General features: G+C 70.2%; 13 protein-coding genes. 8 read left to right on the plus strand and 5 right to left on the minus strand.

Translation table 11 applies throughout. The features are described 5' to 3' along the window. Window positions 1-326: 326 nt before the first annotated feature. On the minus strand, window positions 327-806 hold the full coding sequence (locus ACT53O_RS00630; protein WP_051039645.1) for an RNA polymerase sigma factor: 480 nt from the start codon (window positions 804-806) through the stop codon (window positions 327-329). 117 nt (window positions 807-923) lie between these two features. Here ACT53O_RS00630 and ACT53O_RS00635 point away from each other — a divergent pair, with 117 nt between their 5' ends. The 3 genes from ACT53O_RS00635 to ACT53O_RS00645 all read left to right on the plus strand — a co-directional run bounded on the left by ACT53O_RS00635 (window position 924) and on the right by ACT53O_RS00645 (window position 4117). Next, window positions 924-2357 carry an RNB domain-containing ribonuclease gene (locus tag ACT53O_RS00635; protein WP_476150931.1) on the plus strand — a complete coding sequence of 478 codons (1434 nt, stop codon included), beginning with the start codon at window positions 924-926 and terminating at the stop codon, window positions 2355-2357. Between the two features lie 63 nt (window positions 2358-2420). Beyond that, entirely contained in the window at window positions 2421-3086 is a 666-nt protein-coding gene (locus tag ACT53O_RS00640) for a GntR family transcriptional regulator (RefSeq protein ID WP_476150932.1), read from the plus strand. Then, entirely contained in the window at window positions 3083-4117 is a 1035-nt protein-coding gene (locus ACT53O_RS00645) for a 1-aminocyclopropane-1-carboxylate deaminase (RefSeq protein WP_476150934.1), read from the plus strand. Before ACT53O_RS00640 ends, ACT53O_RS00645 begins: the two co-directional genes overlap by 4 nt. On the opposite strand, the gene ACT53O_RS00650 is transcribed toward ACT53O_RS00645, so the two are convergent. Then, window positions 4074-4598, minus strand: a complete 525-nt coding sequence (locus ACT53O_RS00650; RefSeq protein ID WP_295775073.1) for an Lrp/AsnC family transcriptional regulator — start codon at window positions 4596-4598, stop codon at window positions 4074-4076. The genes ACT53O_RS00645 and ACT53O_RS00650 overlap by 44 nt on opposite strands. 113 nt (window positions 4599-4711) lie before the next feature. Here ACT53O_RS00650 and ACT53O_RS00655 point away from each other — a divergent pair, with 113 nt between their 5' ends. Next, on the plus strand, window positions 4712-5908 hold the full coding sequence (locus tag ACT53O_RS00655) for a trans-sulfuration enzyme family protein (RefSeq protein ID WP_476150935.1): 1197 nt from the start codon (window positions 4712-4714) through the stop codon (window positions 5906-5908). Between the two features lie 24 nt (window positions 5909-5932). On the opposite strand, the gene ACT53O_RS00660 is transcribed toward ACT53O_RS00655, so the two are convergent. After that, complete coding sequence (locus ACT53O_RS00660; RefSeq protein ID WP_476150937.1) at window positions 5933-6997, minus strand: hypothetical protein; 1065 nt, start codon at window positions 6995-6997, stop codon at window positions 5933-5935. A 107-nt stretch (window positions 6998-7104) separates the two neighbouring features. Next, the gene (gene ispG, locus ACT53O_RS00665) at window positions 7105-8235 is read right to left on the minus strand and encodes a flavodoxin-dependent (E)-4-hydroxy-3-methylbut-2-enyl-diphosphate synthase (RefSeq protein ID WP_039414575.1); all 1131 of its coding nucleotides are present in this window, start codon (window positions 8233-8235) and stop codon (window positions 7105-7107) included. Window positions 8236-8465: 230 nt separating this feature from the next. Here ispG and ACT53O_RS00670 point away from each other — a divergent pair, with 230 nt between their 5' ends. Then, entirely contained in the window at window positions 8466-10385 is a 1920-nt protein-coding gene (locus ACT53O_RS00670) for an anthranilate synthase family protein (protein WP_476150938.1), read from the plus strand. A 1-nt stretch (window position 10386) separates the two neighbouring features. On the opposite strand, the gene ACT53O_RS00675 is transcribed toward ACT53O_RS00670, so the two are convergent. After that, window positions 10387-11697, minus strand: coding sequence for a M50 family metallopeptidase (locus tag ACT53O_RS00675; RefSeq protein WP_135948387.1), 1311 nt, complete (start codon window positions 11695-11697; stop codon window positions 10387-10389). A 99-nt stretch (window positions 11698-11796) separates the two neighbouring features. Between ACT53O_RS00675 and ACT53O_RS00680 the strand changes: the two genes are divergently transcribed. The 3 genes from ACT53O_RS00680 (at window position 11797) to ACT53O_RS00690 (ending at window position 14945) form a co-directional block, all read left to right on the plus strand. After that, window positions 11797-12393 (plus strand): hypothetical protein, encoded by a 597-nt coding sequence (locus ACT53O_RS00680; RefSeq protein ID WP_476150940.1) that lies wholly within the window; start codon window positions 11797-11799, stop codon window positions 12391-12393. Between the two features lie 90 nt (window positions 12394-12483). Continuing rightward, a complete protein-coding gene (locus ACT53O_RS00685; protein ID WP_476150941.1) occupies window positions 12484-13179 on the plus strand; it encodes a DUF1775 domain-containing protein in 696 nt (231 codons plus the stop codon). 128 nt (window positions 13180-13307) lie between these two features. Then, window positions 13308-14945 carry a Mur ligase family protein gene (locus tag ACT53O_RS00690; RefSeq protein WP_476150943.1) on the plus strand — a complete coding sequence of 546 codons (1638 nt, stop codon included), beginning with the start codon at window positions 13308-13310 and terminating at the stop codon, window positions 14943-14945. The last annotated feature ends 168 nt before the right edge of the window (window positions 14946-15113 follow it).

Consider the following 15113-nt stretch of genomic DNA (forward strand, 5'->3'; position numbering starts at 1 on the left):
CGATGACGATGCGACGGCGTCGCAGGAATCCTGGAAGGCAATACTCGGACGGCTCGGCGTCACGGGCGTCGGCGTAGCGGAAGGCGTGTTCGTCGGTGATGACGCGCGCGTTGCGGTTGGCCCAGGCGTCTCGATCGGGGTGGCGATCCGGTCGGGCTGTCGCAACGTCGTGAACACGACCGCCGTCACGACGACGGCAACCAGAGCGGCGGCGGCGACGCCAGCCACGATGCGCGACCGCCGCGCACGTGCTGCCCGCAGGCGACCGACGCCGGTGACCACACTTTCGCGAAGCTCGGCGTGCTCCCGCGGGGTGAGTTCTTCGTTCAGGTCCACGATGCCTCCAGTGCCGCCATCCCGTCCCGCAGTCGGCCTTTCGCGCGAGACAGCCTCGATTTGACGGTGCCGACGGGGATGCCGAGCGCATCCGCCGCCTCACGCTCCGAGTAGCCCTCCAGCACCACGAGAACCACGACGCTGCGCTCCACATCCGGGAGCTGTGTGAGCGAGGCGAGCAGGCCGCTCTCGTCCGGCGCCACGGGTGGACCGACAGCCGCCGCCGCGGGCGTCCGCGACAGCAAGGCACGGTAGCGCCGACGAGATCGCTCCACATTTCGGGAGGCGTTGACGACAGTGGTCAACAGCCAGGGCAGCGGAGAGCCATCGACGAGACGCACCGCGGCCTTCTTCCGCCATGCCTCGAGAAATGCGATCGCCACGGCATCCTTGGCGTCCTCCCGATCAGCGAGCAGACGACACGCCTGACGGAAGAGACGGGCCTCGTGGAGATCGAACAGGTCGCGCATAGCCGCATCGTCACCGGCGCATAGCCTTCGCCATGCGTCCGCATCGTCATTGCTCACACTCTGTAGTGTCCAGCATGGGCCAAAAGGTTCGCGCCGCTGTCCACCTACACTGGGCGCGTGGCTCAGCGTCGCTCCAGACTCATCGGCAGTTCCATCGGTGGTCAGCTCGCTGCGTCACTGCGGGCCCTGCGCCAGGCCCTCGATCTCCCGGAGGGCTACCCCGCCGATGCTCAGGCCGAGGTCGAGCGTGCCGCCGGCTCCGTGCCGGTCGCGCCCTCGACCCCCGGCCTCGCCGATCTCCGCGATATCGCCTTCCTTACGGTCGACCCGGCCGGATCGACCGACCTCGACCAGGCGCTGCACCTGGAGCGCACCTCGACGGGCGCCGTCCTGCACTACGCGATCGCGGACGTTCCTGCATTCGTGGCACCCGACGGCGCGCTGGATGCCGAGACCCGCCGTCGCGGGCAGACGCTGTACGCGCCGGACGGACGGATCCCCCTGCACCCGGCGGTGATCAGCGAGGACCACGCGTCCCTGCTGCCGGGCGTGGACCGACGCGCGTACGTGTGGCGGTTCGTGCTGGACGAGGGCGCCCGCCCGACGGAGACGACCATCACCCGCGCGATCGTGCGGTCGCGGCGCCAATGGTCCTACTCCGAGGCGCAGGCAGCGATCGACGCCGGCACTGCCCCCGCCACCCTCGCCGCGCTGTCATGGTTCGGCGCCGCCCGGGCCGAACGGGAGCGCGAGCGCGGGGGCGCGAGCCTGAACCTGCCGGAGACGCGTATCGTCACGGCGACGGAGGGCGACGCCTACGGTCTCGAGCGCGCCGACGGGGTGGCGTTGGAGGATTGGAACGCCGATGTCTCGTTGCTCACCGGCATGGCGGCGGCGCAGATCATGATCGACGGTCGCGTCGGCATCCTGCGGACCATGCCTCCGGCCGCGTCGACCGACGTCGAAGAGTTCCGGTCGCAGACGGTGGCGTTGGGACTGCCGTGGACCACCGACGTCGCCTACGGCGACTATCTGCGCAGCCTCGACCGTTCGCCCGCCGCTCTCGCTGTTCGCGAATACGCGGCGGGCCTGTTCCGCGGAGCGGGCTACGCGACCTTCGACGGCGAGCTGCCTGAACAGCGAACGCAGGCTGCGATCGGCGCCCCGTACGCCCACACGACCGCTCCCCTGCGACGCTTGGTCGACAGATGGTCGCTGGTGATCTGCCATGCTCTCGTGAACGGTGAAGAGGTTCCCGGGTGGGCGCGCGCATCACTTCCCGTCCTCCCCGCGATCATGGCGCGCAGTTCGTCGATCGCCGCCCAGCTCAGCTCCGGGGCGATCGATCGCGTCGAGGCGGCGCTGCTGGCCGGACACGTCGGGGACGAGTTCGACGCACTCGTGCTCAGCAGACGCGGGGACGGGGCACGCATCCAGCTCATGCAACCAGCCGTCGAGGCGCGCGTGGCGGCTGCGCCCGGCACCCTCGTACGTCTGCGGCTGGATGCGGCGTCCGTTGACGAGGGAACCGTCCGGTTCAGCGTCGTCTGACGGCCTCCGCCCGAGACGGATGCGCGACGGGCGTCGCGTCCCACCTGCGATATATTGCATATCGTGCCGCTCGCTGCCGTCCCCGTGCCCCGCGCCCTTCTTCGCGACGACGTGCACGCGCGCCTGCAGGAGGCGATCGTCGACGGCAGCCTCGCCCCCGGTGAGCAACTGCGCGACGCAGAACTGGCCGAGCGACTCGGCGTCAGTCGCACGCCCGTGCGAGAGGCGCTGCTCGAACTCGCTCAGGCCGGGCTCGTGCAGGCGACACCCGGGCGCTCCACCGTCGTCGCCCCGATCGACCCCGGCGCCCTCCGCGACGCGCAGGCCGTCGTTGGCGCCCTGCATGCCCTTGCCGTCCGCACGGCGACACCGCGCATGACGGCCCGCGACCTCGACGCGATGCGCGCGGCGAACGCGGCGTTTCGTGCCGCGCTGAGCGCCGGCGACCTCGACGGCGCCCTCGAGGCGGATGCGCGCTTTCACCGCGTCGCCCTCGACGTGTGCGCGAATGCGGCAGCCGCGGCCGTCATCGCCCGCTATGAGCCGGTCCTGCGCCGCGTGGAGCGGCTGAGGTTCGCCTCCGACGAAGCGGCCGCCTCCGCTGAGCGGCATGACCGCCTGGTGGCGCTGTGCGAGGCGGGCGACGCCGACGGCGCCGCCCGCCTCGCCGAAAGCACGTGGCAATCCCTCATCATCTCGCCCGCTCCGACCGAACAGGACCCCGCATGAAGCTCCACGAGTTCCCGCGCCACCCGCTCACCTTCGGCCCCAGCCCGTTGCAGCACCTGGCGCGACTCAGCGACCACCTCGGGGGCGCGCAGATCTGGGCGAAACGCGAGGATGTGAACAGCGGCCTCGCGTTCGGCGGCAACAAGGTGCGCAAGCTCGAGTACATCGTCCCCGACATCCTCGCCTCCGGCGCCGACACGATCGTGTCGATCGGCGGCTACCAGTCCAACCACACGCGCCAGGTCGCGGCCGTCGCGGCGCACCTCGGGCTGAAAGCGCGACTCGTCCAGGAGAAGTGGGTTCCGTGGGACGACCCCACCAACGACAAGGTCGGCAACATCCTGCTCTCGCGCATGATGGGCGCGGATTCGCGCCTCGACGATGCCGGCTTCGACATCGGCATCCGCGACTCGTGGAAGCAGGCGCTGGCCGAGGTCGAAGCCGGCGGCGGTACGCCCTACCCCATCCCCGCCGGAGCGAGCGAGCACCCGCTCGGAGGTCTGGGCTTCGCCAACTGGGCGTTCGAAGTCGCCGAGCAGGAGAAGCAGCTCGGCGTCTTCTTCGACACGATCATCGTCTGCACCGTCACCGGATCGACCCATGCCGGAATGATCGCGGGATTCGCCGCGCTCGAAGAGGCGACCGGCGTCCGACGTCGCGTGCTGGGAATCGACGCTTCCGCGACCCTCCAGAAGACTCGCGATCAGGTCGCGCGCATCGCTCGGCACACGGCGCAGCTCATCGAGCTCGGCCGCGATCTGCGCGATGACGAGATCCAGGTTCTGGAGGGGTGGGCGGGTGAGCTGTACGGCATCCCCGTCGACTCCACGATGGAGGCCATCGAACTCGGCGCACGGCTGGAAGCGATGATCACGGACCCCGTCTACGAGGGGAAGTCCCTGGCCGGGCTGATCGACCTCGTCGGCTCGCGCGACATACCGGCATCGTCCACCGTGTTGTACGCGCACCTCGGTGGGCAGCCGACGATCAACGCGTATCACTCGCTCTGGGACCCGAGCGCCTCCCGGTGACGCGGGCGAGCGGCCCCACTCCCTCGCGCCGCTCGAAGACGAGGTGGGTTTCGGTGGTGAGTACGGCCTCGTGCACCGTGATGTGCTGGAGGACGATGTCGCGCAGCGCCGCGGCATCCTCCACGGCCACATGCACGAGGAAGTCGTCCTCGCCTGCCACGTGAAAGGCCTCGATCACGCCGGGCGTCGCCACGATCGCGTCGAACAGCTGCCCGACCCCCTCGCGAGTGTGTCGACCGAGACGCACGCGGATGACAGCTTGCAGCGGAAGACCGAGGGATGCCGGGTCGACGAGGACGCGGACGCCGGCCAGCACCCCGCGAACGCGGAGGGAGCGAATGCGGTACGCGCAGGTCGACTCCGCGACGCCGAGTTCTTCGGCGAGCGCTTTGTTGGACCGGCCGGGCGCGCGGACCACGGCCGCGAGAATCCGCAGGTCGAGCTCATCGAGGGCGGATGCCGTGGCTTGCGATTCAGACAAGTGCGCCTCCTGACGTCGATGTCATTCTGCTCGTCCTACAGCTGCCTCGCCAGTTGATTGCGGTATACCCAACCGTTCACGACTTTCGCTGCGCCTTCCTCCATACTCGCGGCATGGAACATCTCGACACGCTCGCCGTGCACGCCGGACGCGCCGACTTCGCCTCGCTCGGGGTGCACACCCCGCCTCTCGACCTGTCATCCACCTCTCCGCTGCCGGATGTGGAGCGCGGCGGCGACTCCTACGAGGCGCTCGCGACCGGTGGCACGCCGATTCCGGGCGGCAGCCACGTGTACGCACGCCTGTGGAATCCGACCGTGGCTCGGTTCGAGGAGGCCCTGGCCGCGCTCGAGGCAGCCGAGGCCGCCGTCGCCTTCGCGTCCGGAATGGCGGCGTTGACGGCAGCGATCCTCTCCCACACGGTCTCGATCGGTCGCCCCCACGTCGTGGCGGTGCGCCCGCTCTACGGCGGCAGCGATCACCTGCTCGCGACCGGACTGCTGGGCACGGAGGTGACCTTCTGCGGTCCGGACGAGGTCGCCGCCTCGCTGCGGCCGGACAGCGGACTGATCGTCGTGGAGACGCCCGCGAACCCCACGCTCGAGCTCGTCGACATCGCCGCCGTGGTCGCCGAGGCCGACGGCGTTCCGGTTCTCGTCGACAACACGTTCGCCACGCCCGTGCTCCAGCACCCACTCGCCCACGGGGCGACGATGTCGCTGCACAGCGCGACGAAGTACCTCGGTGGCCACGGCGACGTCGTCGGCGGCGTCATCGCCTGTGGCGCGGAATCCGCCGCTGCTCTTCGCCGCGTCCGGGCGATCACCGGCGGCATCCTTCACCCTCTCGGCGCGTATCTGCTGCATCGTGGCCTCCCGACCCTGCCCCTGCGGATGCGTGCGCAGCAGGAGACGGCCGCGAAGATCGCCCGGCGCCTGCTCGAGCACGATGCGATCGCGGAGGTGTTCTACCCGGGACTGCACGGCGACCCGACGGGGCTGCTCGCCCGCCAGCAGCACGGGACCGGCGCGATGGTGTCACTCCGCCTGCGCGGCGGCTATGACGCCGCCGCGCAGGTCGCGGCATCCACTCGCCTGTTCACCCACGCGGTCTCTCTGGGCGGCGTCGACTCGCTCATCCAGCATCCCGCAGCCCTCACTCACCGCCCCGTGGCGCCCGACGCCCGCCCGGACGCCGACATCCTCCGCCTGTCGATCGGACTCGAGCACGTCGACGACCTCATCGCCGATGTGACGCAGGCGCTGGCACTCACGCGCGAGGGCGCGCCGAAGGCAAACGCGGCGCACTGATTCGCGGGTATCGACCCGCGATACTCATTCCTGGGCGAGAGCAGCGATCGCTCGCTCTGCGACGTCCGGTGCGATCTGACCCGCGTTGACATGCACGCGGATCAGGTTCGTCCCGTCGCTGGCGAGGACGTCGTCTCCACGCTCCGGGTCGACCTTCAGGATGCGCAGTGCCTTCTGAGCCCCGGTCACGGTCACGCTCTCGCCGACGGCATCGTCGTCCGTGCCCCACATCCACGCCCCGCCGGGCTGGGAAGTGACGGAGACGATGTAATAGGTGCCATCCTTCGACACATCGCGGGTGCCGTACTGGCAGAACTGCTGGACTCCGGCAAACTCGAACAGGTCGTCCTCGGCTTGCCGTGAGCCCTCCCAGTAGCCGGACCAGTAGCCATCGCCGAGCACGTCCGCCAGCTTCATCCGCTCGCCGAGCTCGGTGCAGGCGACGACCGGCCAGCGTTGGGCGGTGGCCGGGGCCGGCACCGCCTTCGGCGCGGCGGCGGCATTATCCGCGGCAGCCGCGATCAACGCGTTCATCGTGTCGACGCGTGCCGCTTCGGACTCTCCCATCGGGGATGCCGAGGCGAGGAACCAGAGGCCGCCGACAGCGACACCGACGCGGCACACGCGCGTGTCGTAGCTCCAGGCGCAGGCCGGCTCCGCGAGCGCCGCCACTGTCTGCGGGGCGGCCAGCGCGACGGGAAGCGCAAGAACGCTCCACCACCGGCCGTTGCCTCCTTCCACGGTCCAGCCGCAGGACAGACCTCCGGCGGTGCCCTCCGGGCCCGGCGTCTTGTCCGGGAAGGCGACGGTGTCGAACTGCTTCCGATACTCGGCGCGCTGGACATCGGCATCGATCGTGTCCGCGCCGAGGATGGCCGACCGCTGGGACGGGGAAAGCATGGTGTCGCATTCGCCGCCGAAAGCGACAACCCGCGACGGCGGCTCGAGCGTCGGGCTGGCCGTCGGTGTCACCGTCGGCGTCGTCGATACGTCGGGTTCGACGGAGACCGCCGTCGCAGCGCATCCCGAGACCACCGCGACGAAGGATATGGCGGCGGCGATCAGGCCGAATCGAAGTCGAGGCGACATCCCACCATCGTGTCAGCCCCCAGCCCCTGAGCACTCTCGCCCGGGGCAACGATCTGATCACGCCCATGCCGCCGACGGCATACGAGGCCGTCCACGAAGAACGCGGCTCAGGCGGTGACGACCTGCGCCGTGCCGAGCGGGGCGTCGGGGCCCATCTCGTCGGCGATGCGGTTGGCTTCTTCGATCAGAGTGGCGACGATCTCGGCCTCGGGAACGGTCTTGATCACCTCGCCCTTGACGAAGATCTGGCCCTTGCCGTTGCCCGAGGCGACGCCCAGATCGGCTTCCCGCGCCTCACCCGGTCCGTTGACGACGCATCCCATCACAGCGACGCGCAGGGGCACCGTCATGTCCTTGAGACCCTCGGTGACGTCGTTGGCGAGCGTGTACACGTCCACCTGCGCACGGCCGCACGACGGGCACGACACGATCTCGAGCTTGCGCTCGCGGAGGTTCAGCGACTGCAGGATCTGGTGGCCGACCTTGACCTCTTCCGCCGGCGGCGCCGACAGGGAGACGCGGATCGTGTCGCCGATGCCCTCACCGAGGAGGATGCCGAAGGCGGTGGCGCTCTTGATCGTGCCCTGGAACGCGGGACCTGCCTCAGTCACACCGAGGTGCAGGGGCCAGTCGCCCCGCTCGGCGAGCATGCGGTACGCCTTCACCATCACGACCGGGTCGTTGTGCTTGACGGAGATCTTGAAGTCGTGGAAGTCGTGCTCCTCGAACAGCGACGCCTCCCAGACGGCGCTCTCCACCAGTGCCTCCGGGGTCGCCTTGCCGTACTTCTCGAGCAGACGCTTGTCGAGCGAACCCGCGTTCACGCCGATGCGCAGCGAGACCCCGGCATCCTTCGCCGCCTTGGCGATGGCGCCGACCTGGTCGTCGAACTTGCGGATGTTGCCCGGGTTCACGCGCACCGCGCCGCACCCGGCGTCGATGGCCTGGAAGACGTACTTGGGCTGGAAGTGGATGTCCGCGATCACGGGGATCTGGCTCTTCTTGGCGATGATGTGCAGCACGTCGGCGTCATCCTGGCTGGGGACGGCCACACGCACGATCTCACAGCCGGATGCCGTCAACTCGGCGATCTGCTGAAGGGTCGCGTTGATGTTGGTCGTCGGCGTCGTGGTCATCGACTGCACGCTCACAGGGGCGTCGCCACCGACGAGCACCTTCCCGACCTTGATCTGACGGCTCTTGCGGCGGGGGGCGAGGACGTCCGGCACACGCGGCATCCCGATGTTCACTGCTGGCACTGCACCAGACTACGCCGCACACGCTGCGCGAGGGCGGCGCGGCGATCCTCATCGATCGTTCTGATATCGTGACCGCATGTTCGCGAACACCTCCTGGTGGCCCACCCGCTGAGGCGGTGTGCTCGCGACCCACGACACAGACCGCCCTCGAGGCGGTCTTTTCGTTCCCGGACGAATGCAGCCCGCCCGACCTGAAGAAAGGCCCGGCGATGACCCCGAGCCCCTCCCCGCTGGAGTCCGTGCTGCGCGCGGAACGTCCGTTCGCCCTGATCGCCCGCGATGCCGGCACCGTCGAGCTCCTCGTCGGCGAGGTGGTCGACGTCCCCCTGCTGTCCGACATCCCGCTGACGGATGCGACGGGCACCCCGCGAGAGGTGCTGGCGCTCGTGCCCTATCGGCAGGTCGTCGAGCGGGGCTTCGCGTGCCACGACGACGGCGCGCCGCTGCGCTGTCTCGTGGTCGACGAGCACGTGACACTCGAGCGCGCCGCGCTGCTGTCGACCCTGCCGTCCGAGACCGTTCCGCTGGCCGACGCCGGATTCGACGTCAGCGATGACGAGTATGCGACGATCGTCCGCCGCGTCATCGCCGACGAGATCGGCCGCGGCGAAGGCGCGAACTTCGTCATCCGCCGTGACTTCACGGCATCCGTCGACACCGACGCGGTCACCGCGGGACTCACCTGGTTCCGCGCCCTGCTGGAGCACGAACGCGGCGCCTACTGGACCTTCCTCGTGTCCACGCCCGGTCATCTCGCGGTCGGCGCGAGCCCGGAGGCCCACGTCAGCGCGCGGCGCGCCGGCGCGACGATCGCGGGCACCAGCGTCGTCACGATGAACCCGATCTCGGGCACCTTCCGCCACCCCGTCGGAGGAGCCACGGCCGAGACGCTCACCGCGTTCCTGTCGTCGACGAAGGAGACCGAAGAGCTCTTCATGGTCGTCGACGAGGAACTCAAGATGATGAGCGCCGTCTGCAGCGACGGGGGCCGCATCACCGGCCCGCATCTCAAAGAGATGTCGCGGTTGACGCACACCGAGTACATGCTGCGTGGCACGAGCACGATGGACCCGCGGGACATCCTGCGCGAGACGATGTTCGCACCGACGGTCACCGGATCGCCCATGCAGAACGCGTGCACGGTCATCCAGCGGCACGAACGCGAGCCCCGCGGCTACTACTCCGGCGTCGCGGCACTGTTCACCCCCACCGCCGACGGTCGCCACGACCTGGATGCGCCCATCCTCATTCGCACCGCCTACCTGGTCGACGGCACCCTGCGCGTTCCCGTGGGCGCCACGCTCGTGCGCCACTCCGACCCCGAGGGCGAAGTCGGAGAGACCCACGGCAAAGCGGCCGGCGTGCTCGGGGCCATCGGCGCCGTGGCACGCGATGCGGCCCCCGACACGCTCCTCGACGAGGACGCCCCGGCATCGACGGCGCCCCGCCTGGCCGACGACCCGTCGATCGCCGCGCTGCTCGCGGCGCGCAACGAGCGGCTCGCCCCCTTCTGGCTGAACCCGCAGCAGACCGCTGCTGCGGGTCCCTCGGGCGGCCGCACGGCGGTGGTGGTGGATGCCGAGGACCGTTTCACCACGATGCTCGCCCACCAGCTGCGTCACCTCGGCTTCGCCACCTCGATCGTGCCCTGGAGCCGCGCCGCGGCCGAAGCCGACGCTCTCGCGGCGGCCGACATCGTCGTCGCCGGACCCGGCCCGGGCGATCCGCGGGACGACGGCAGCGCACGCATCCGCGCCATGCGCGACGTCGTCGCCGCCCGCCTCGACGGCGGCCGGCCCCTCCTGGCGGTCTGTCTGAGCCACCAGATCCTCGCCGACCGGCTCGGCCTGGACCTCGCTCCCCTGGCGACGCCCCATCAGGGCCTGCAGAAGACCGTGGACGTCTTCGGAGAACCATCGTCGATCGGGTTCTACAACACGTTCACGGCCCGCGTGAAACCGGGAACGGCCCGCCTCGGGCGCACGGAGATCTCGGCGGATGGGGCCTCCGGTGACGTCTACGCCCTGCGCGGACCGGGCTACGCCTCGGTGCAGGGGCACCTGGAGTCGATCCTCTCGCGCGACGGCCTCGCCACGCTCGAACGACTGGTGTCCTGGGCTCTCGACTGACTCAGCCGAAGATCTTGAGCGGATTCACGATGTCCGCCAGGATCAGGATGCCGCCCATCACGACGATCGCGACGACCACGACGAACGTCACCGGGACGAGCGTGGTCGCATCGACGGGGCGCGGCGGCGGGCGGCGCCACAGCCGGGCCCAGGCGCGCTTCACGCCCTCCCAGAGGGCGATCACCACGTGGCCACCGTCCAGCGGCAGCAGCGGGATGAGGTTGAAGACGAACAGTGCCAGGTTGAGCGAGCCCAACAGCCCGAGAATGGTGGCGACGCGGTTGAGCACCGGCGCATCGGTGGCCGCGGCCTCGCCGGCGAGCCGGCCGACGCCGACCACCGACAGCGGCCCGTTCGGATCGCGCGGAGCCCCGGTGATCATGTCGGACGCTGTCTGGTAGACCCGCGCCGGCAGTTGCCACATGATCCCGACGACCTGACCGGCCTGTTGCACCGCGGCGGCGGGACCTGCCCACAGCGGCTGGTGCACGTAGTCCGTCGTCGCCGTCATTCCGACGAAGCCGACGTCGGCGGTGACGGTGGTGCCGTCAGGCCCCGCGATCTGACGCTGGGCGAGCATCGGGGTGACCTGGAGGGTCTGCTCGACACCGTCGCGGCGAACGACGACAGCGATGGCACGGTTGGGCGAGGCCTGGATGATCGCCGACGCCTCCTCGAACGTCGACACCGATGTGCTGTCCACGGAGACGATCACGTCACCGGGCTGGATGCCGGCGGCCGCCGCGGGTGAGACGGGATCGTCCGCCGCGCACGCGGTCTGGGTCGATCCTGCGGGCAGCACGCACTGGTTGACAGCCGCGATGGTGGTCGTCGCGGTCTGCACACCGATGCCGCTGAAGACGATCGCGAAGAGGAGCATCGCCAGCAGAAGGTTCATCACGGGCCCGCCGAGCATGATGACGATCCGCCGCCACACCGGGAGTCCGTAGAAGGTGCCGGCGCGGTCCTCACCGTCGAGGGTCTCCTCGTTGGCGGCCCGCGCGTCCTGCACCATCGACGCGAAGAAGCCGGCGCGCCGCTGCGACGATGCCGCGGCCGCGACCGTCTGCGGGACCGGCGGATACATACCCGCCATGGAGATGTAGCCACCGAGCGGCAGCGCCTTCACGCCGTACTCGGTCTCGCCGATCCGACGTGACCACAGCGTGGGCCCGAGACCCACCATGTAGCGACCGACTCGCACGCCGAAGAGCTTGGCGGGCACGAGATGCCCGACCTCGTGGAGAGCGATGGATGCCGCGAGCCCCACGACCAGCAGCACGACGCCGACGATGAAGGCGATGAGGGTCACGAGCCAAGAGGGTACCGGTCGCCGCTTTGAGTTCGCTCAGCGCTCGAGTGCGCTCCGTCCCCGCGGCGCGCACGTCCCCGGCCCCGATAGGCTCGTCAGGTGCCCCAGCGATCGATGAGCCGCCGCGTGCGTGCTCTGCGCGGCACGAGCGCCGCCGCGATCGCCACCACGATCGCTTCGACCGGGCACACCTTCGGCGGCGCGGACGCGCCCCCGCTGTGGCTGATCGTCGCTGTCACGATCCTCGCGTCGCCGGTGGCCGTCGCGCTGGTCGGCCGGCGACGCAGTCTGCCGAGGACGGCCGCGGCCATCGCGGCGGCTCAGATCGCGCTGCACACGGTGTTCGCCGAGGTTGGCCCCGCGTCGCTGCCCGCGGCCGGCACCGGGCACGTGCACGGCGCGCTCACGGTCGGGCCGACCGCGCCCGACGCAGGGCACCATGCCGCGCACTTCACCCTCGGCATGCTGATCGCCCACGTCCTGGCCGCGGTCATCACCGTCGCACTCGTCTCCTACGGCGAGCAGCTTCTGGCGGTGCTGGGTCGCGGTATCCGGCGCGTCCTGAGCCGCCCGCGCGCGGTGGCGCCGCCCGCCTTCCCGTGGGTCGTCCTTCCGTCCTTCGCACCACGCGTCGCGCGTGACGAGGCCCACCTGTCCGTTCTCACTCGACGGGGTCCGCCGGCGTTCGCACGCTGAGCACCGCCGCATTCCGCGGCACCCCGCGGCGTCGCCGCACCCGTCATCGCGGCATCCGCCGCGCACCGAACGAACAGAAAGAGCACCCTGATGACTGTCACCTCCCCCTCCCGCCGCCGCGCTCGCACGATCGCCGGCGTTCTCGCCGGCGCGGCGCTCGTGCTCGCGGCGCCGCTCGCCGCGTCGGCCCACGTGCACGTCACGCCGGACGCGTCGGATGCCGGATCGAGCACACGGCTCGCGTTCTCGTTCAGCCACGGCTGCGAGGACTCGCCGACCACCGCAGTGAAGATCACCATCCCCCAAGGCATCGACGGCGTGAAGCCAGTGCTCGACGGCGCCTGGAAGATCTCCCGTGAGCTCAACACCGACGGCATCCCGTCGTCCGTCACCTTCACGGCGGTCACGCCCGTCGACTCCGGTGTGGCGGCCTCGGTCGCGCTCGACGTGATCTTCTCGTCGAGCGCCGCGAACACCTCGGTCGCTTTCCCCGTGCTCCAGACGTGCGAGACGGGGTCGACCGACTGGTCTGAGGTCGCTGCAGAGGGGCAGACGGAAGACGACCTGACGTCGCCCGCCCCCGTCGTCGCGGTGGGCGCGGTGTCGACCGCTTCCGGCGACCACGAGCACGCGTCGACGACCGACGGCGATGCAGATGCACACGCCGCCACGACCGCCGCGGCCGCGTCGGATGCCGACCCGGTCGCACGCTGGTTGAGCGGTGGCGCCCTCGCCGCCGCGATCGCAGCGCTCGTCGTCGCGCTGGTGCGTCGACGCCGCGCCTGACGGATACCCGGCTCGTCCCGGCACGCGGCCCGGCCGCCGCTCATGCGGCGACCGGGCCGCGTGCCGAAATGAACGAGGTAGCCTGGTCATAGCTCTCGCATAGATATATGCGAAAGCATGAGAGAACTATGACTTCCGACGCTGACAGTAATCTCCCGCCTACCGTCCGTCCTTTGCGTGCGCCCCACGTCCGACTCGGAGATCTGGTGCGCCGTTTCGGGGGCGAACAGGGCGAGGGAGACGGCGATGTCATCGTCTCCGGAGTGACGCTGGCAACGGACGACGTGCGTCCCGGCGATCTGTTCGTCGCGCTCCCCGGCCGCAACCATCACGGCGCGCAGTTCGTGGGGGCTGCCGTCGCGGCGGGGGCGGCAGCCGTGATCACCGACCGTGCGGGCGCGGAGCTGTCAGCCGGCGCGGGCGTGCCGATCGCCGTGGTGGACGACCCGCGCGGCATCCTCGGTGAGATCTCGGCCTGGATCTACGGCACGGACCAGAACGTGCCGATCATGCTCGGCGTCACGGGAACGAACGGCAAGACGAGCGTCGCGCATCTCCTCAAGGCGGTTCTGGAGCAGCTGGGCGTCGTCGCGGGTCTGTCGTCGACGGCGGAGCGCCACATCGGCTCCGAGGTGATCACCTCACGGCTCACGACGCCGGAGGCGCCCGAGTTCCACGCTCTGCTCGCGCACATGCGCGAGCGCGGGGTGGAGGCGGTGGCCGACGAAGTGAGCGCGCAGGCGCTGGCACGTCACCGGGTCGACGGGATCGTCTTCGATGTCGCGGGCTTCACCAACCTCACGCACGACCATCTCGACGACTTCGGCGACATGGGCACCTACCTCCGCGCGAAGCTGCCGCTGTTCACCCCCGAACGCAGTCGTCGGGCGGTGGTGAGCCTCGACTCCGAATACGGCGCCGAGGTCGTCGCGGCGGCGAGGGTTCCCACCACGACGATCATCACCCCGGCCCTGGCCGTGGAGCCGGTCGCGGCGGATTGGACCGTGGACATCGTCGCCGAGCGACAACACGGCACCACCTTCGCTCTTCACGGCCCCGATGGGCAGTCGCTGACGACCACTGTTCCGGTGATCGGCCCGCACATGGCCTCCAACGCGGCGCTCGCCATCGTGATGCTCCGAGAGGCGGGCTACGCGTGGGAGCGGCTGGCCGCGGCCCTCGACGGCCGCCGGATCGAGGCGGCTGTCCCGGGGCGGACACAGCGCGTGTCCGGAGAGAGCGGCCCGGCGGTCTACGTCGACTTCGGCCACTCCCCCGACGCGTTCGAGAAGACACTTGCCGCCGTGCGGCGCATCACCCCGGGACGCGTTCTGATGCTGTTCGGCGCCGACGGCGACCGCGACACGACCAAGAGATTCGATATGGGACGCACTGCCGCGCTCGGCAGCGACGTCCTCATCATCACCGATCACCATCCGCGACACGAGAACCCCGACGACATCCGCGCCGAACTGCTCACCGGCGCTCGCGCCGCCGTGTCGGCCACCGAGATCCTCGAGATCTCGCCGCCGGAACGGGCGATCGTCGAGGCGATCTCGCGCGTCGGCGACGGCGACGCGATTCTCTGGGCGGGCCCCGGCCACCAGGACTATCGCGACATTCGAGGCGCTCGTGTGCCGTACTCGGCGCGAGAGCTCGCACGCCGAGCCCTCGCCGCAGCCGGATGGGCCCCGCCGGCACCGTCGTGGGTGGTGCCCTACCCGCGGGATTCCACGCCGGACTCCGATCCGACGCGCCCCGCCTGAGACCAGCGACACCCGCGACCCCGCGACGCCCCTTGTGGACTGACCACAAGGGGCGTCCGTCTTTCCGGAGAGTCGATTGTCGGCGGCATCCATGCTCTCTTTGTGGTCTGACCACAAGCGCTAGGCTGACCTCAACGACTCGCCCACGGATGGGTGGACGGGCCGCTC

Source organism: Microbacterium sp. DMC48 (assembly GCF_056313825.1).